The organism is Variovorax sp. CF079, assembly GCF_900101545.1.
Classification (GTDB): domain Bacteria; phylum Pseudomonadota; class Gammaproteobacteria; order Burkholderiales; family Burkholderiaceae_C; genus Variovorax.
Genome location: NZ_FMZU01000021.1, coordinates 86,140 through 104,273, shown reverse-complemented (window position 1 = coordinate 104,273; position 18,134 = coordinate 86,140). Strand labels below are relative to the sequence as shown.

Genomic DNA, 18,134 nt, shown 5'->3' with positions numbered 1-18,134 from the left:
CTTCAGGAGTTTCTTCATGAACATCGCGCACACCCGCTTCTTCAAGTGGATCGCCGCCGGCGCCTTCTCCGCCGCAGCCGTGCTGGGCGCCACGTCCGCCAGCGCCAGGGACCTGGCCGTGTCGGTGGGCATCCATGTGCCAGGGGTCGCCGTCGGCATTGCCAGCCCGGTCCACTATGCCCCGGCGCCGGTCTACTACGACCCGCCGCCGCGGCACTACCGTCCGGCTCCCGTGTATGACTACCACCGCCCGCCGCCGCGGCACTTCTACCGCCATGAATACCGCGACGAGTACCGGCACGGTGATCGCCATCACTACCGCCATGACCGTCATGGCCGTCATGACCGTTATGACCGTTATGACCGTTATGACCGTTATGACCGTTATCGCTACTGATGAGGTCTAGAGCAGGCTCTCCGGCGCCAGCGGCGCCAGCAGCTCCAGCATCAGGTGGTCCCAGAAGCCCGCATCGGGCTCGCTGGTGAGCACCTGTTCGACGCCGGCCTCCTCGCTCACCCATTCCATTTTCTCGGTGCCGGGCGCGAAACGCACCTTGTAGGCGCCCTGCTGCTTGAGCACCTCGACCAGCTTCAGCACCTGCTGCGCCATCTCACGGCTGAAGATGAAGAGGCCGATCTCGGTGTTGTGCACTTCCGAGCGCGGGTCGAAATTCATCGAGCCGACGAAGAGCGTGCGCCCGTCGATCACGGCCGACTTGGCGTGCAGGCGTCCGATCTGCGTGCCGAACAGGCCCAGGCGCACGCTGCGCCGCGTGCGCACCGAGCTCAGCTCGTGGATCTCGGCGCCGAGCCGCAGCATGTCGGCCCGGTAGCGGCGGTAGCCGGTGTGGACCACGGGCTCGTCGGTGGCGGCCAGCGAGTTGGTGACCACGCTGATCTTCATGCCGCGCCGGCGGATCTCGCGCAGCACCTCCAGCCCCTCCTTGCCGGGGATCAGGTAGGGCGACACCAGCGTCACGTCGGAACGCCCGCGCCGCATCTGCTCGACCACGTTGTAGCGCACGCTGTCGACGTCGAGCAGCGGCACGCCGCCGTAGGTGACCTGTTTGCCGATCACGCGCTCGGGCGAATCGGCATACGCCTCGGCGGTGGTCCAGATGAGGTCGAGCTTGCCGGCGTTGAGGTTCTCGACGATCGGGCTGTAGCCCAGCAGGTCGTTGGGCGCCGGCGAACGCGGTGCCGGGGTGGTGGCCGGGGCAGTCAGCTCCTCGAAGCGCCGCTGCCGTTCCTCCCGCGCGAGCGTGGGCGCGACCACGGTTTCGATCGGCCGCACGTGCTCGCTGTTCCAGTACAGGTCGAACAGGCTGGAAAGACGCGGGATCAGGGCGCCGGCGACGAAGGTGTCGAGGTCGATGAAGTTCGCGCCGGCCGTCTGCGTGAAGTACGGGTTGCCGATGTTGCGCCCGCCGGCCACCGCCATCGCGCCGTCGGCGATGAAGAGCTTGTTGTGCATGCGCCGGTTGACGCGGCTGAAGTCGAAGAGCGAGGCCGAGAAGCGCCTGAGCATGCTGCCGCGCCCGGCCGGAAACGGGTTGAAGAGCCGCAGCTCGAGGTTGGGTGTGGCGGCCAGCGCGAGCAGCAGCTCGTCCTCGCCCGCGGTGTAGAGATCGTCCATCAGGAGCCGCACGCGCACGCCGCGCTGGGCCGCGTCGCGCAGTGTGCGCAGCAGGTAGCGGCCGGTCTCGTCGTTGTCGATCTGGTAGTACTGGACGTCGAGCGTGCGCTCGGCGCGGCGCGCGAGCTCGAGCCGCGTGTTGAGCGCGAAGTCGCCGCTGGGCATGAGCCGGAAGCCGCTCAAGTCCGCATCCGGCTGCGAGGCCTTGGCGATGCGGCCCAGCACGGTGCCGGTGGACAAGGGCATCGCCTTGGACGGCGTGCGCTCGAATTCGGCCGGCAGCATCGCGCAGCCGGTGGCGAGAAGAAGCACCGCCATCAAGGCCAGGCCGAGGCGAATCCAGCTTGGGAGCGGACTCGGACGGCGACTCATCGCTAGAGTGCCTTGCGCAGGTTCGCAGGCGCGATGCGCAGCGCCTCGCGGTACTTGGCCACCGTGCGGCGCGCGCACTCGATGCCCTGCTCCTTGAGCATCTCGGACACCTGGCTGTCGGACAGCGGCTTCCTCACGTCCTCGGCGCTCACGAACTGCTTGATCAGCGCGCGCACCGCGGTGCTGGAGGCGTTGCCGCCGGTTTCGGTGCCGAGCGCCGAGCCGAAGAAGTACTTGAGCTCGACGGTGCCGTAGGGCGTGGCCATGTACTTGGCGGTGGTCACGCGGCTGATGGTGGATTCGTGCAGGCCCAGCTCGTCGGCGATCTCGCGCAGCACCAGCGGCCGCATCGCGAGCTCGCCGTGCACGAAGTAGCTCTTCTGCCGCTCGACGATCGCGTTGGAGACCCTGAGGATGGTGTCGAAGCGCTGCTGGATGTTCTTGATGAACCAGCGCGCTTCCTGCAGCCGCTGCGACAGCGCCTGGCTGCCCTCGCCCTTGTGCTGCTTGAGCGCGCCGGCATAGATGTCGTGCACGCGCAGCCGCGGCATGACCTCGGGATTGAGCATGACGCGGAACTTCGCGTTGGTGCCGTGGCCGATGCGCGTGACGATCACGTCGGGCACGACGATGTTGCGCTCGACGTCGACGAAGCGGCGCCCTGGCTTGGGCTCGAGCCTGGCGATCAGCTGCAGTGCAGCGCGCACCTCGTCTTCATTGCTGCGCGTGAGCGTGGCCAGGCGCTTGAAGTCGCGCCGCGCGAGCAGCTCCATCGGCTGCTTGCAGATCGCGATGGCGGTCTTGCGCACCTGGGCCTCCTCCTCGCTCTCCTTGGCGCTCGCCAGCTGGCGCAGCTGGATGGTCAGGCATTCGCCGAGGCTGCGGGCGCCGACGCCGGCCGGCTCCAAACTCTGCAGCAGGCCCAGCGCGACCTGGAAGTGATGCACCAGTTCGTCGAACTGGTCGTTGTCGTCGCCCGCGAGGCCCGAGGCCAGCGCTGGCAGCGAATCCTCGAGGTAGCCGTCGTCGTTGAGCGATTCGATCAGGAAGCGCAGCGCGGCGCAGTCGTTCTCGTCCAGGCGCAGCGACAGCGCCTGCCGGTGCAGGAAGGACTGCAGCGATTCCTGGCTGCGCGCGAGCTCGGTCGCATCGGTGCGCTCGTCGTCGCCGAGGTTGTTGGCGCGCGCGGGCGCATCGCCGCCCCATTCGCTGTCGTCGGGCGCGAGGTCGACCGTACCGTCGCCCTCCCAGTCGGGTTCGCTGTCGGCGGGCGCAGCCGCTTCGGCATCGCCGTTGGCGGCGACCGCCACCTCGGCCGGCGCCGCGGCCGGGCCGGGGACGAAGTCAGCCTCGCCCTCGGCCTGGCGGTCTTCGTCGCGCACCGGCGCATCGGCCGCCTCGAGACCGAACTCCTCGCGCGGCGCCTCTTCGGCCGTGCGTTCGAGGAACGGGTTCTCGTCGAGCATCTGCTCCACTTCCTGGCTCAATTCGAGCGTGGAGAGCTGCAGCAGCCGGATCGACTGCTGCAGCTGCGGCGTGAGCGCCAGGTGCTGGGAAACGCGAAGCGAGAGCCCTTGCTTCATCGAAGTACGGTCCCCTACATCCGGAAATGCTCGCCCAGGTACACGCGTCGTACCTCGGCGTTGTCGACGATCTCCGAAGGCGTGCCTTGTGCCAGCACATGCCCGTCGCTGATGATGAAGGCGTGATCGCAGATGCCCAGCGTCTCGCGCACGTTGTGGTCGGTGATGAGCACGCCGATGCCGCGTTCCTTCAGGAAACTGATGATCCGCTGGATCTCGATCACCGCGATCGGATCGATGCCGGCGAAGGGCTCGTCCAGCAGGATGAAGCGCGGCTGCGTGGCAAGCGCCCGCGCGATCTCGACGCGGCGGCGCTCGCCGCCCGACAGCGCCAGCGCGGGCGAATCGCGCAGATGGTCGACGCGCAGGTCGTGCAGCAGTTCGCCGAGGCGTTCCTCGATGCGCTGCTTCGACAGCGGCACCGGCCGGCCCGCGTCGTCGAGTTCGCGCTGCAGCTCGAGCACGGCGCGCACGTTCTCCTCGACCGTGAGCTTGCGGAAGATCGAAGCTTCCTGCGGCAGGTAGCTCAAGCCCATGCGGGCGCGGCGGTGGATCGGCATGTGCGCGATCGGTTCGCCGTCGATGCTGATTTCGCCCGCATCCGCCCGCACCAGCCCGACGATCATGTAGAAGGAGGTGGTCTTGCCCGCGCCGTTGGGCCCCAGCAGGCCGACCACCTCGCCCTTTTGCACGCCGAGCGAGACGTCCTTGACGACCTTGCGGCTGCCGTAGCTCTTCTGCAGGCCGCGCGCCTCGAGGCGGCTGCCCAGGACTTCGTTGCCGCCGCTCACTTGCGCTGCTCTCCGCCGAGCGTGGTGGTCGAGCGCAGGCCCGTTCCGGACGCCGGCGCGGAGGCGGCCGGCGCCGCCGGCCTGGCGGACCCGGCAGCGGGCGCGGAAGCGGCCGCCTTGGGCGTGAGGATGGCCTTGACGCGGCCGCCGGGCTGGGTCGCCACGCCCGCATTGGGCGGCAGCGGCGAGCCGTTGACGGTGAAGGTGTCGTTGCTCTGGTCGTAGACGATCAAAGGTCCGCTGCTTTCGTCGTTGGGTGTCGCGCCGACCAGGCGACGCATCACCGCACGGCGGATGAACTTCACGTTGTCGGCGCGGCTGTCGTACTCGATGACTTCCGACTCGCCCTCGATCCACTCGTCGGGGCCGGCGTCGCGCTTCTGCTTGAAATAGGCCAGCTTGCCGGGCGCGGCCGTGACGATGCCGTACTGGTAGCCCTCGGGATCCTGCCGCACGTCGATGCGGATGCCGCGGATGATGATGGTGCCCTTGGTCACCACCACGTTGCCGGTGAAGACGCTGGTCTGCTTGAGGTCGTCGTAGCGCATGGCGTCGGCCTCGATGTTCATCGGCTTGGTGCGGTCCGCCTTCTCGGCCTGCGCCGCCGACACGAGGCCGGCCACGCCCAAGGCGAATACGAAAGCGCGACAAAGGTGGCGAGAAACGGAGGAGGAATGTAACGATGTCATAAAAGGCACGAAACTTGCTGGGCGATTGTATGCGGCCTCATGGATCCGGTTTCCGCCGGCGGATGAAAAAGCCCGCCGAAGCGGGCTTCCTGCTGGTTGCCGCGACGAGCGGCGGGAGGCGCTTTTTTACGCGCTCTTGCGCGCTTCGCCGACCAGGAAGTCAGTGACCTGCAGCGCGCGGTCCATGCTGCGCGCGAGTTCGCCGTCCGTATACCACCTGCCCGCGATGCCCATCGCGGGCACGCCGGCCACTTGGTAAGCCTCCTGCAGCTGCTTGGCGCGCTGGATCTTGCTCGCCACGCTGAAGGACTTGAAGTTCTCGGTGAACTTGGCCTTGTCGAGGCCGTTGGCCGCGGCCCAGTCGATGATCTGCTGCTCGCCCGAGAGGTTCTGGCGCTGCTGATGGATCGCGGCGAACACCTTGCGCTGGTATTCGTCAACCTTGCCCATCGCTTCCAGCGCGTAATAGAGCCGCTGCTGCGGCTGGAAGCTGGGCTGGAAGGCGACCGGCACGCGCTTGAAAGACACGTGGGCGGGCAGCTTCTTGATCCAGGTCTCGAGCGTCGGCTCGAAGGCGTTGCAATGCGGGCAGCTGTACCAGAAGAACTCGATCACCTCGACCTTCCCGGCCGGCGCGTCGACCGGCACGCGCTTGTCGAGCACGGCGTAGTCGGTGCCCGCCTTGGGCGCGAGCGCCTGGGCGTGCGAAAGTGAGGCGAGGGGAAGAAGCCCCAGCGAAGTGGCGGCCAGCGAAAAGTCACGACGTTTCATATTAAGAAGTTCTCCTGTGCGGCTGACAGAGCCCGCGGCTGGCCCGGAGTTCCCGGACCGGCGAGCTTGAGTATGGATGAAGGCTCAGCGCTGGACGCGCACCAAGGCAGATTCGAGGCCACCGCCGTCGAGCCGCTCCTTGAGCCGGTCCGCATCTTCCTTCTTGTTGAAAGGCCCCGCGCGCACGCGGTAGACGGTGCGGCCGGCCTGCTCGCGCTCGGTGATGCGCGCTTCCACGCCCATCAGCGAAAGCTTGGCGCGCTGCGCCTCGGCGTCCTCGGGGGTGCGGAAGGCGCCGGCCTGGACGAAATACATGAAAGGATCGGTGCTGGCGCTGGGCGCCGCGGCGGCGGTGGTGGCGCCGGGGCTGGCGCCCGAACGTGCCCGCGCGAGATCGCCGATCGGGTCGTTCGATGGCGGCACCGCGTTGGCTTCGGCCGGCAGGGGCGGCCGTCCGGCGCGCTGTGGCTGTTGCTGTTGCTGTTGCTGCTGCGCGCCGGGTGGCACCACCACGGGCGCCGGCGCGGTCGGCGGCGTGGGCGCCCCCGCCGTGGCGGGCTGGGGCGGTGCGGGCGTCGCGGGTGCCTGCGGGCGGGCGGCGCCTGCCTTGCCGGCGAGCGGGCCGTTGGGGTCCCAGTCGCGGTTCTTGCGCGCCTCGGCTTCGTCTTGCTCGGGGCCGCCGCGCTGGGTCTTGGTCATGAAGGGGATCGGCACCTTGGTCACATAGACCGCGATGCCCAGCGCCACGCCCAGCCCCAGCACCAGGCCGACGATCAGCCCGATGACAATGTTGCCGCTCTGTCTTTTAGTCATGGTTCGAAATCACATCTTGCGCGGCGCGCTCACGCCGAGAATTGCCAGCCCATTGTGCAGCACCTGCGCGGTGGCCGCGACCAGCGACAGGCGGGCCCGCTTGACCGGCTCCTCGTCGACCAGGATGCGCTCGGCGTCGTAGTAGCTGTGGTAGCAGGCAGCCAGTTCGCGCAGGTAGAAGGTGACGTCGTGCGGCGCAAAATCCTTGGCCGCGGCCGCGAGCATGTCGGGGTACCTGGCCAGCAGCAGCAGCAGCGCCTGCGCAGCCGGGCTTTGCAGCGGCGCGAGCTCGACATCCGCCAGCGCGGCCGCATCGCCGCCCCAGGCCGCCAGCACCGAGCAGATGCGCGCATGCGCGTACTGCACGTAGTAGACCGGGTTGTCGTTGTTCTGCGCCAGCGCGAGGTCGATGTCGAAGGTGTATTCGGTGTCGGGCTTGCGGCTCAGGAGGAAGAAGCGCACGGCGTCGGTGCTGGTCCACTCGATCAGGTCGCGCAGCGTCACGTAGCTGCCGGCGCGCTTGCTGATCTTGACCTCTTCGCCGCCGCGCATCACGCGCACCATGGTGTGCAGCACGTACTCGGGATAGCCGGCCGGGATGCCGACGTTCGCGGCCTGCAGGCCGGCGCGCACGCGCGCGATCGTGCCGTGGTGGTCGGTGCCCTGGATGTTGACCACCTCGCCGAAGCCGCGCTCCCACTTGGCGATGTGATAAGCGACGTCGGGCACGAAGTAGGTGTAGCTGCCGTCGCTCTTGCGCATCACGCGGTCCTTGTCGTCGCCGTAGTCGGTCGACTTCAGCCACAGGGCGCCGTCCTGCTCGTAGGTCTTGCCGGCCTCGATGAGCCGCTTCACCGTCGCATCGACCCGGCCGCTGGTGTAGAGGCTCGATTCGAGGTAGTAGTTGTCGAAGCGGACCTGGAAGGCCTTCAGGTCCAGGTCCTGCTCGTGGCGCAGGTAGGCCACGGCGAACTGGCGGATCGAGTCGATGTCGTCGACGTCGCCGCTCGCGGTGTATTCGCGGTCGTCCGAGCGCACGGTCTTCTTCGCCTTGAAGTCTTCGGCGATGTCGGCGATGTATTCGCCGTTGTAGGCCTGCTCGGGCCATTCGGCATCGCCGGGCTTGAAGCCCTTGGCGCGCAGCTGGGTGCTGGTGGCGAGCGTCTGGATCTGCACGCCCGCGTCGTTGTAATAGAACTCGCGCCAGACCTGCGCGCCCTGCGAGGCCAGCAGGTTGCAGATCGCGTCGCCGAGCGCGGCCTGGCGGCCGTGGCCCACATGCAGCGGGCCGGTCGGGTTGGCGGAGACGAACTCGACCAGCACGCGATCGCTGCGCGCGGGCTGGCGGCCGAAGGCCTCGCCCGCGGCCAGCACCTCGCGCACCACCTGCTGCTTGGCAGCGGTCTTGAGGCGGATGTTCAAGAAGCCGGGGCCGGCGATCTCTATGGCATCGACCCACTGCGCGAAGGCCGGGGTGGCCTGGAGCGCGGCGCTGATGTCCTCGGCCAGTTCGCGCGGCTTGCGCGCCAGGGGCTTGGCGAGCTGCATCGCAGCGGTGCTTGCGAAATCGCCATGCGCCGCGACCTTGGGCGATTCGAACGCGGCTTTGGCGCCGGCGCCGGGCGAGAAGGATTCGAGCGTGTTCGCGAGCGCCGCGAGCAGCTCCTGTTTGACCAATAGCATCGCGGGATTTTACCGGGGGCAAACCCGGCCCCGGCCGGCCATGGTCATCCAGGCGTTGCCTCGGGCCGTTAGCATGGGCGGCCCCGGCCGGGGCTCCTGTCACAACCACCCTTGAGGACACCTACACCATGAAGAAGCTTCTCTCCCTGTTTGCCGTGGCCGCCTGTCTCTCCATCGGCGTCGCGCATGCGCAGGACAAGGCCCCCACGGCCCAGCAAAGTAAGATGGCGACCTGCAACAAGGACGCCGGCGACAAGAAGGGCGACGAGCGCAAGGCCTTCATGAAGACCTGCCTCTCGGCCAAGCCGGTGACGCAGCAGGACAAGATGAAGAGCTGCAACGCCGACCCCAAGGCCAAGGCGCTGAAAGGCGACGAGCGCAAGGCCTTCATGAAGGAATGCCTCTCGGCCAAGCCGGCTGCCTGAGCGACGCCGCAAGCTGGCAAAGAAAAGCCCCGCAGGCTTCGGCCTGGCGGGGCTTTTTCTTTGCGCTCAGCGCACTTCGCAATCGACGGTGTTGCTCTTCGTGCCGCTGGTGCGGCTGGAAGCCGAGGATGAAAACACCGGCGGCGGGGTGAATTTGAGGCCGGGGTTGATGGGCAATACCACCGGCGGCTGCACGAAGGAGGGTGTGAAGCCAAACTGCCCGGCCGAGAATTGTTGCGACCCTCCCTTGTTCGACAGGTTGACCAAGCCGTCGATCACGTGCACATACAGGCCTGGCGCGAGCGCGCCCGGCACGGAAGGTGCGCGCGGCACGGAGGGGATCTGGACCTGCGCAACCCTCTCCCAGACGGGCAAGGCTGTCCCCGCATCGCTTCGCACCGGGCTGGCGGCTGAGGCCAGGCTGGCTTGCGCATAAGCGCGCCGCGCCACGGCGACGGCCGGATCCGGCCGGTAGAAGAGATTGAAACTGCCTGCGCCGGCATCGACGGTGGTTTCGCCGGCCTCGATGGCCAGGCGGCCGGCGCCGGGGGTTGCGCTTGCGACCACCTGCAGCTGACCGGCGGCCAGCTCGAGCGTGGCGGCACTGGCGATCTTCAGCCGGGTCTTGGGGCCCAGCACGGCCTGGCGGCCGTCGGCCAGGCCGATGCGAACGTAGGTGTCCTGCTCGCTCGTCAGGGTGTCGCCCACGTCGATCACGGATTGCGGCGACAGCACTTTCAGCACGCCATCGGCCTTGACGGCCATGACGAAGCCGCTCAGCTGCGTCACCTGGGCGGCCGGCGTGCCGGCGTGGGCTTGCGCTCCGCAGAGCGACAGCGCGGCCAGGAAGGATGCGAGGACAGGGAATTGGAGGTTCATGGTCGGCCCCGGTTAGTTGCAGTACATCTTCTTGGTCGGCTCGTTCTTGGCGCCGACCGTGTCGCTCGCCGCTTCCTTTGTTTCTTCCTTGGTCGCTTCTTTCTTGGATTCCGACTTGACGACCGGCTGAGACACCGTGGTGCTGACGGTGTTGATGATGTCGACGGTCGTGTTCACGGCCTGGGTGAGGGGCGTTGACGAGAGGGTGGTCTGCACAGGTGGCAGCACGACCGAGCAGCCCATCAGTGCAGGGGTCGCGGTGCAAGCGGCGAGGTTCGGCAGCACGGCGGAGCAACCCGTCGTGCTGGGTGCACTGATGCATTGCGACAACGTTGGCAGCACGGCAGAACACCCCGACCGCGTGGGCACGGCCGTGCAGGTGCCGAGGCTCGGCAGGATCACGCTGCATCCGGGCATGCTGGGCGTGCTGGTACAGGCGGCCAGGCTGGGCAGCACGGCGCTACAGCCGTCCATGGCCGGGTCGGCGATACATGCGCTCAGCGTGGGGAGCGCTGGCGCAGGCGCAGGTGACAGGGGCGGCGCAGGCGGCGGCAACACGACCGAGCAGCCGGCGGTGGCCGGATTTTCCTGGCAGGCCGCGAGGGTCGGCAGCACCGCGGCGCAGCCTGTCAGCGCCGTGTCGGCCATGCAGTCGGCCAGCGAGGGGCGCAGCACGATGCCCTGCGCCGTCACGCGGCCGCTGATCGAATCTACGGTGGACTGGTTGTCGAAGGTGGCCGCGGAGGTCAGCACGATGTTGCCCGCCTGCGAACTGACGGGGCTTTGCAGCGTGAGGTTGCCGGCGACGTCGATGTTGATGGGGCCGCTGCCCAGCGAAGTGATGCCGGTTTCGGGGCCGGCCATGCCGATGATCAAGGGCGTGTTGTTGCCGCGGAAATTGAATCCGCCGGCCCCGCCGGCAAAGCCGGCCAGCTGCTGCACCTGGTTGCCCGCGTGGGTGAGGTTGACCGATCCGGTGTCCGCGCGGGCCGACAGCGTCACCACGGTGATGGGCGCCGTCTGGTTGATGTCGCCCGCAGCGGTGCGCAGTTCGAGCCGGCTGCCGGGCCCGCCGGTGATGGCCCCGTTGATGTTGATGCCCGCGGCGGCATGCAGCGCCAGGCTCGTGTCGCTGGTCCACGTCACGGCGTCAACCACCTGGATGATGCCGGCGCCCGTGCCCGCCGCGTTGTCGGTGGTGACCACCACCATGCTGCTGGCGAGCGCGGCCTGCAGCGTGCCGACGGTCAGCAGCGAGTCGCTCACGGCGCCGGTGGCGACGAAGGTGGCGGCCGAGCTATCGGTGCCCACCATGCCCGCGGCGGTGGCGCTGGCCTGGTCGTTCGCGATGTAGATGTTGGTCGGGTCCAGCAGCAGGGTGCCGGTGCGGCCGTTCGGCGCGCGCGTATCGACGCGGCCGCGCATGTCCAGCGTGTGGCCCGAGGTTTCGATGAAGCCGCCGTCGCCCGAGCGGGCGCCGCCGCGGGCGCTGATGCTGCCGTAGACGCGCGTGATGCCGTCGGACCAGGCGATCACCTTGCCGCCGTTGCCGGATCCGATGGCGTCGGCGCGGATGCTGGCGTCGCCGGAAACGTAGAGCTGCTGGGCATTGGCGATGGCCGGGTTCTGGCCGCGATAGTCGCCGCCGGCCAGCACGGTGCCGCCGCCGGCCTCGCCGCTGGCGTCCACGCGCGCGTTGCCCGCCAGGCCCACGCGCTCGCCCAGGAGATGAATGGTGCCGCCGGTGCCGGTGCCGGCACCCGTGGCGCTGGTCAGGCTGCCGCCCTCCAGCAGCAGGTCGCCGCTGGCCTTGAACACGATCTGCCCGCCGGCGCCCACCGTCGCGCTGTCGGCGCTGACCAGGCCGCGCTGGTTGACCAGGTTGCCATAGATGCCGATGCGCCCGCTTTGCGCCACGATCTCGCCCAGGTTGACGGCCTGATCCTGCGGCGCGCTGACCACGACGTGCAGGGCCGGGTTGGCGCTGTCGGCCAGCTTCACGCTGCGACCCGCGGCCAGCACCACGTCGCCGCCGGGCGAATGGATGAGGCCGCTGTTCTGGACGTCCGGCGCGATCAGGATCACGTGGCCGCCTTCCGGCGTCGAGATCCGGCCCTGGTTGGCGACGCGGCCCGCCACGGGGCCGCCATTGAAGTTCATCCTGCCGGCCAGGAAATCGCTGTTGGAGATCGCCAGGCTGGAAGCCACCAGCCCGTTCACGTCCACCCGCGAACCGGCGCCGAACACAACGCCGTTGGGGTTGACCAGGAAGACGCGGCCGTTCGACTGCAGGGCGCCCAGGATCAGCGAAGGCTCCTGGCCCGTGATGCGGTTGAGCACCGTGCTGGTGGGGCTCTGCTGGATGAAGCGCGTGACCTCGCCGGCCGCGATCGAAAACCCGGGCCACTGGATGATGGTGCCCGGGGTGTTGGTGATCGCGCGGACATTGCCCAGTTGCTGGAAGCTGGCCTGGCCGTGGACGACGGTCTGGGCTACAGCCCCGCCCGCGCCGGCGAGCATGAGCGCGGCTGCCAACAAGCCCCGTGCAGTTCGTGCGTGGGTTGTTTTCATTTTTTTCATCCCTCGGGTCATGTCAGTAGGAAAGCGACAGGGCGACGTGCACCCGGCTGTCGCCGGACGCGCGCACGCCGCCGCCGTCGATCACGCGGGCGTAGTCCACCTGCAGGCTGGCGCGCCGGTCCATGGCGAATCGCAGTCCCAGGCCCGCGCTGGAGATGGACGTGCGCTGCTCTTCGCCGGGCAGCGCCTTGTTGCGCGACACGCTGGCAGCGTCGACGAAGGCCAGCGCGCGGCATTGCACGACGATGGCAGCCGTGGCCGGGCACCAATTGGGCGTCTGGATTTCCACGTTGGCGAACTGGCCCTTGTCGCCGGCGACCTCGCGCTCCTGGAAGCCCCGCACCGAACCGGCGCCGCCGGCGCCGAACTGCTCGCCGGAGACGAGTGCCGAACGGGTGGCCTGGCCGTTGAACTGCAGGCGCAGCTGCCAATCGTCCGCCAGCCGCCGGCTGTAGGCCGCGCCGTAGCGCAGGATGCGGTAGCTGGCCGAGGCGCCGGCGCGCTGGCGGGCGAAATCCTCGCTGCGGCCGTTCGACCCGCCGGGGATGTTCTGCAGGCCGATGAGCTGGACCCCGAGCACGGCGGCGGGCAGGGCCCATTGGCCGGAATAGCCGAGCGACAGCGGATGGACCGTGACCTCGCCGCCCAGCTGGGCGCCCTCGAGGTCGATGTCGTTCTTGTAGGTCCGCCAGTCGACGCCGTAGATCAGCGTGGAGCTCAGGTCGCCCCACTGCGGCAGGTTGTGGTTGTAGCGCGTGCCCAGGACCGTTCCCTTGCCGCTGACCTGCAGGTTCAGCACGCCAGCCGTCAGCATGCCGGAGTTCACGTCCGAATGGCTGGCGAAGAAATCCAGCGAATCGCCCAGCGCATACAGCGGCACGTGGTAGCCCGCACCGAACACGCTCAGCTTCGAAGGCTTCTCGGCCGACGTGATGTACTGCAGGCTCGCCACGTGGTCCAGGCCCCAGAGGTTGGCATGCTGGTAGAGCGTGCTCAGGCGCGTGCGGCCGATGTCGGCGTTGCCGGTGTTGTCGGCGGCGAGGCCGATGCGCCATGGCTTGTCTTCGGCCACGCGGACAACGGCGGCGACCTCGTCGGGCTGCTCGGCAGCCTGCAGCGCCAGCGTGATCTGCTTGGCGGGATTGGTGTTGGCCACTTTCAGGCTCGCCGAAACGTCGCGGATGTTGGGCGTGGCGCCTTCCTTCAGTGCCGGCAGGCTGGCGCGGATGTTGGCGGTCGAAAAGCCTTGGTTGCCTTCCACCGCGACGCGGCGGATGCGCGGCTCGATCACCTTGACGCGCACCACGCCCTGGGCGAGCTCCTGCTCGGGCAATTGCACGAGGACCACGCTGTAGCCGCGCCGGCGGTACGCCTGCTGCAGCGCTTCCACCGCGCGCCGCACGTCGCCGAAGTTGCGCGCCGGGCCGGCAAAAGGAGCCAGCAGGCCATCGACCTCTGCGCTGGGCAGCAAGCTGTTGCCCTCCACGGCGAAGCGGGAAATGGCAAATCGGGGTCCGCTGCTGCCAGCCTCGTCGGCGGCCTGAACGGCAGGCGCGGCAGCGGCGAAGGCCGCGAAGATCAGGAACATCTGGGTACGACGCAGCCGCATCCCGCTTTTGGTTGTTTTCATTGGGAGGCCAGGTCGAAGTAGCGGGCGTGGATTGCCGCCGGCGGGTTATACCGGCGGCAAGGCGCAACGCCGGCCAAAGGACCGTCGATAACCTCTCCTCGTGTGACCTAATGCCGCCAATCGAGGGAACACCGCAGCACTTTTCTTACTTCAGCACACTGAAGAGGTTGTTGAAGTCGTCGGTCCAGGGCTTCTGGCCCGAGATCGGCTCGAGGACGGAAGTGGCGCCGCGGATCGGGTCGCGCACCAAGGCCTGCGGGTCGCGCGACACCAGCACCCAGTCGGTCTCGTGCAGGCTCGTCGATTTGTCTGGCTGGTCCACCACCAGCGCCGCGTGCAGGCCCTTGGCGCGCGCGATCTTGTCGACCACCGGCGCCAGGGCCAGGTAGCGATTGCTCACATGGAAGGCGATCACGCCGCCGGGCTGCATGTGGCGCAGATAGACATCCATCGCCTCTGCCGTGATCAGGTGAACGGGTATCGAGTCGCCCGAGAAGGCATCGACCGCGAGCACGTCGAATCGTTGCGGGCTCTCGCGCTCCAGCGCGAGCCGGGCATCGCCCAGCACCCGCTCGATGCGCGCCGCACTGTCGGCCAGGAAGCTGAACTCGCGATCGGCCAGCTCGAAGACCAGCGGGTTGATCTCATAGAAGCGGTAGATGTCGCCCGGCCGGCCGTAGACCGCCAGGGTGCCGGCGCCGAGGCCGATCAGCCCGACGCGGCGCGGGCCCGCCGGCGCGGCGGCGATCGCGCGTCCGATACCTGAGGTGGGCCCGTAGTAAGTCGTTGGCTCGCGGCGCAATGCGGGCGCGAGGTACTGCTCGCCGTGCTTGATCGAGCCGTGATAGAGCTTGCGCATCGCGCCCTTCGCACCGCTGCGCGTTTCCGTGGTGAGCAGCGCGCCGTAGAAATTGCGCTCCATGCGAAAAATGCCGACCGCATCGCTCTTCACCTGCTGTACGAAGAACCAGGCGCAGCAACCGGCCAGCGCCAGCGAGGCCGCGAGGCCGATGCGCTTGCGGCGCCACAGCGCGGCAGCAACCAGCGCGCACAGGACCAGGCCGAGCCCCAGCTCGTAGTAGGCCGGCAAGACATGCGGTGCGACGAGCCCCACGCTCACGCCGCCGATGGCGCCGCCGAGCGAGAGCATCAGGTAGAAGCGCGTGAGCCAGGCCGCCGCGGGACGCATGCGGGCCATCTCTCCATGCAGGAACATGCACAGGGCGAACAGGCCGACGACGTAGATCGGCAGCGCGGTCTTGATGTTGGTGCCGATGCGGTGCTGCAACCCGAAGGCGCACAGCAGGAGCATCGCTGCGGCCAGCGGCAGGAACACGCGGCGGCGGTACCAGCGGTCACTCTCGAAGGTGAGCACGAAGGTCAGCAGGTAGACCGACAGCGGCAGCACCCACAGGAAGGGGATGGACGCCACGTTCTGCGTGATGTGGTTGGTGATGGCGAGCAGCAGCCACGAACCGAGCGCCGGCAGCGCGAGCCAGAGCAGGTAGTTGGTGCCGCGCGGCTTCGCGCCCGGCGCAGCGGCCGGCGCGGACGCGGGCGCGGCTTGCGTGGCCGTGGTCCAGTTCCGCGCCATGTACAAGGTGGTGCTCGCACACAGCAGCACGAAGACGGCGTAAGCCACCGACCAGCCCCAGGCCTGGTGCAGCAGTGTGCTGCGCGGCTCGATCAGGAGCGGATAGCACAGGAGCGAGACCAGCGAGGCCAGGTTCGAGAGCGAGAAGTAGCGGTAGACCTGCGCGCCCCAGGGCGTGCGCGCCACCCAGGACTGCACCAGCGGCCCGGTGGTGGAGAGCAGGAAGTACGGCAGGCCGATGGTGCCGACGAGCAGGCCGAGGATCCACAGCGTCGGGTCTTCGGTACCGATCGGCTTCCAGCGCGCGCTGGTCACGATCGGCAGGAAGACGAGGCTCGCGAGCAGCAGCGCGACATGCAGCCGCGCCTGCGCGCGCACGCCGAGCCGGCGCGTGATCCAGTCCGAGTAGGCATAACCTGCCAGCAGCACGACCTGGAAGAACACCATGCAGATCGACCACACCGCGGCCGAGCCGCCGAACCAGGGCAGGATCTGCTTGGCGATCAGCGGCTGGACCAGGAACAGCAGGAAGGCACTGGCGAAGATGGTGCCGGCGAACAGTGCCTTGACGTAGGCCGGCCGCATGCCGGCCGCGCCTCGCGAGAACCCCTTGATCGTCATGCAGGCGTTCTCGGACCCGGACCCTACTTCAGCACGCTGAAGAGATTGTTGAAATCGTCGGTCCAGGGCTCGAGGCTCGCAATCGGCTCGGGCGCAGAGGTCGCGCCGCGGATCGGATGGCGCATCAGCGCCTGCGGATCGCGCGCGACCAGCACGTAGTCGGTGGCGCGAAACGGGGTGCTCTCCGCCTCGTCGTGAACCAGCGCCCCGTGCAGGCCCTTGGAGTCTGCAATCTTCTGGATCACCGGGGCCAGCGCGATGTAGCGATTGGTGACGTTGAAGACGATCACGCCGCCCGGCTGCATGTGCCGCAGATAGACATCGATGGCCTCGGCAGTGAGCAGGTGGACGGGCACCGCGCCACCCGAAAACGCATCGACCGCCAGCACGTCGAAGGCCTGCGGGCTGTCGCGCTCGAGCGCCAGCCGCCCGTCGCCAGTCACGCGTTCGATGCGCGCGGCGCTGTCGGCGAGGAAGCTGAACTCGGTGTCCGCTAGCTTGTACACCTGCGGATCGATCTCATAGAAGCGGTAGACGTCGCCGGCCCGGCCGTAGGCCGCGAGCGTGCCGGCACCGAGCCCGATCACACCGACGCGGCGCGGCCGCAGCGGCGCCGCGGCGATCGCCCGCCCGATGCCGGAGTCGGGGCCGTAGTAGGCCGTCGGCTCGCGCCTGCGCGCGGGCGCCAGGTATTGCTCGCCGTGCTTGACCGAGCCGTGGTACATCTGGCGCACATCATCGGCCGGATCGGCGCGGTGCGAGTCGAACGTGATCACCGTGCCGTAGAAATTGCGGACCATGCGCCGCGCGCCGGTCACGTCGTGGCGCACCTGCAGCACAAGGAACCACGCGCAGCAGGCGGCGAGCGCCAGCGTCGAAAACACCAGGATGCGCCGGGTGCGCAGCAGCGCCACGCCGGCGAGCGCGACGAGCACCAGGCCGATGCCCAGCTCGTAGTAGGCCGGCAGCACGTGCGGCGCCACCAGCCCCACCGTCACGCCGCCTGCGGCACCGCCGAGCGACAGCATGAGATAGAAGCGCGTGAGGTAACGCGCGCCCGGGCGCAGCCGCGCCATCTCGCCGTGCAGGAACATGCACAAGACGAACAGGCCGGCGACATAGATCGGCAGCCCGGTCTTGACGTTCGAACCGATGTTGTCCTGCAGCCCGAAGGCGCAGAGCACCAGCATGACCGCCGCCGCCGGCAGCACCACGCCGCGGCGGTACCAGCGGTCGCTCTCGAAGGTCAGCACGAAGGTCAGCAGGTACACCGACAGCGGCAGCACCCACAGGAAGGGGATGGACGCCACGTTCTGCGTGATGTGGTTGGTGACCGCCAGCAGCAGCCAGGACGCGAGCGCCGGCAGCGCCAGCCACAGCAGGTAGTCGGCGGTGCGCGGCGGCGCGTCGGGCACGGTGGTGGCGCGATCGACCTTCGAGGCGGGCACGACCGTGCTCGCGGCCCAGCGGCGCGAGACATAGAGCGTGGTGGCGCTGCACAGCACGGCGAAGAGACCGTATCCCCATGACCATCCATAGCTCTGCTGAAGCACCGTACTGCGCGGTTCGATCAGCACCGGGTAGCTCAAGAGCGAGACCAGCGAGGCCAGGTTCGACAGCGAGAAGTAGCGGTACACCTGCGCACCCCAGGGCGTGCGCGCCACCCAGGACTGCACCAGCGGCCCGGTGGTGGAGAGCAGGAAGTACGGCAGGCCGATGGTGCCCATCAACAGGCCGAGGATCCACCAGGTCGGATCTTCGGCACCGGTCGGTTTCCAGCGCGCGCTGGTCACGATCGGCAGGAAGACGAGGCTCGCCAGCAGCAGCGCGACGTGCAGCCGGGTCTGCGCGCGCACGCTCAGCCGGCGCGTGATCCAGTCCGAGTAGGCGTAGCCCGCCAGCAGCACCACCTGGAAGAACACCATGCACACCGACCACACCGCCGCCGAGCCGCCGAACCACGGCAGGATCTGCTTGGCGATCAGCGGCTGCACCAGGAACAGCAGGAAGGCGCTGGTGAAGATGGTGCCGGCGAACAGCGCCTTCACGTAGGCCGGCTTCATGCGG

The 18,134-nt window shown here is 68.5% G+C and carries 14 protein-coding genes; 2 read left to right on the top strand and 12 right to left on the bottom strand.

The window, feature by feature from the left end:
* The first annotated feature begins 16 nt into the window (after positions 1 to 16).
* Positions 17 to 397 carry a hypothetical protein gene (locus BLS74_RS25740; RefSeq protein WP_093109995.1) on the top strand — a complete coding sequence of 127 codons (381 nt, stop codon included), beginning with the start codon at positions 17 to 19 and terminating at the stop codon, positions 395 to 397.
* 6 nt (positions 398 to 403) lie between these two features.
* On the opposite strand, the gene BLS74_RS25735 is transcribed toward BLS74_RS25740, so the two are convergent.
* From BLS74_RS25735 to argS, 7 genes are all read right to left on the bottom strand, one after another.
* On the bottom strand, positions 404 to 2,008 hold the full coding sequence (locus BLS74_RS25735; RefSeq protein ID WP_093109994.1) for a phospholipase D family protein: 1,605 nt from the start codon (positions 2,006 to 2,008) through the stop codon (positions 404 to 406).
* Between the two features lie 2 nt (positions 2,009 to 2,010).
* The gene (locus BLS74_RS25730; RefSeq protein WP_093109993.1) at positions 2,011 to 3,591 is read right to left on the bottom strand and encodes an RNA polymerase factor sigma-54; all 1,581 of its coding nucleotides are present in this window, start codon (positions 3,589 to 3,591) and stop codon (positions 2,011 to 2,013) included.
* A 14-nt stretch (positions 3,592 to 3,605) separates the two neighbouring features.
* Entirely contained in the window at positions 3,606 to 4,382 is a 777-nt protein-coding gene (lptB, locus tag BLS74_RS25725; protein ID WP_093109992.1) for an LPS export ABC transporter ATP-binding protein, read from the bottom strand.
* Positions 4,379 to 5,071 carry a lipopolysaccharide transport periplasmic protein LptA gene (gene lptA, locus BLS74_RS25720; RefSeq protein WP_093109991.1) on the bottom strand — a complete coding sequence of 231 codons (693 nt, stop codon included), beginning with the start codon at positions 5,069 to 5,071 and terminating at the stop codon, positions 4,379 to 4,381. Before lptA ends, lptB begins: the two co-directional genes overlap by 4 nt.
* Before the next feature lie 126 nt (positions 5,072 to 5,197).
* Positions 5,198 to 5,842, bottom strand: coding sequence for a thiol:disulfide interchange protein DsbA/DsbL (locus BLS74_RS25715; protein ID WP_093109990.1), 645 nt, complete (start codon positions 5,840 to 5,842; stop codon positions 5,198 to 5,200).
* A gap of 84 nt (positions 5,843 to 5,926) precedes the next feature.
* Entirely contained in the window at positions 5,927 to 6,655 is a 729-nt protein-coding gene (locus BLS74_RS25710; RefSeq protein ID WP_093109989.1) for an SPOR domain-containing protein, read from the bottom strand.
* Positions 6,656 to 6,664: 9 nt separating this feature from the next.
* Complete coding sequence (gene argS / locus BLS74_RS25705; RefSeq protein ID WP_093109988.1) at positions 6,665 to 8,338, bottom strand: arginine--tRNA ligase; 1,674 nt, start codon at positions 8,336 to 8,338, stop codon at positions 6,665 to 6,667.
* Positions 8,339 to 8,466: 128 nt separating this feature from the next.
* Between argS and BLS74_RS25700 the strand changes: the two genes are divergently transcribed.
* Positions 8,467 to 8,763, top strand: coding sequence for a PsiF family protein (locus BLS74_RS25700; RefSeq protein WP_093109987.1), 297 nt, complete (start codon positions 8,467 to 8,469; stop codon positions 8,761 to 8,763).
* Positions 8,764 to 8,829: 66 nt separating this feature from the next.
* Here BLS74_RS25700 and BLS74_RS25695 read toward each other — a convergent pair whose 3' ends face one another.
* The 5 genes from BLS74_RS25695 to BLS74_RS25675 form a co-directional block, all read right to left on the bottom strand.
* Positions 8,830 to 9,642 carry a FecR family protein gene (locus BLS74_RS25695; RefSeq protein ID WP_093109986.1) on the bottom strand — a complete coding sequence of 271 codons (813 nt, stop codon included), beginning with the start codon at positions 9,640 to 9,642 and terminating at the stop codon, positions 8,830 to 8,832.
* Positions 9,643 to 9,654: 12 nt separating this feature from the next.
* On the bottom strand, positions 9,655 to 12,213 hold the full coding sequence (locus BLS74_RS25690; protein ID WP_244503997.1) for a two-partner secretion domain-containing protein: 2,559 nt from the start codon (positions 12,211 to 12,213) through the stop codon (positions 9,655 to 9,657).
* A 22-nt stretch (positions 12,214 to 12,235) separates the two neighbouring features.
* A complete protein-coding gene (locus BLS74_RS25685; protein WP_093109984.1) occupies positions 12,236 to 13,852 on the bottom strand; it encodes a ShlB/FhaC/HecB family hemolysin secretion/activation protein in 1,617 nt (538 codons plus the stop codon).
* Between the two features lie 145 nt (positions 13,853 to 13,997).
* The gene (locus tag BLS74_RS25680) at positions 13,998 to 16,067 is read right to left on the bottom strand and encodes a fused MFS/spermidine synthase (protein WP_244503996.1); all 2,070 of its coding nucleotides are present in this window, start codon (positions 16,065 to 16,067) and stop codon (positions 13,998 to 14,000) included.
* Between the two features lie 23 nt (positions 16,068 to 16,090).
* The gene (locus BLS74_RS25675; protein ID WP_093109983.1) at positions 16,091 to 18,130 is read right to left on the bottom strand and encodes a spermidine synthase; all 2,040 of its coding nucleotides are present in this window, start codon (positions 18,128 to 18,130) and stop codon (positions 16,091 to 16,093) included.
* Positions 18,131 to 18,134 lie beyond the last annotated feature (4 nt).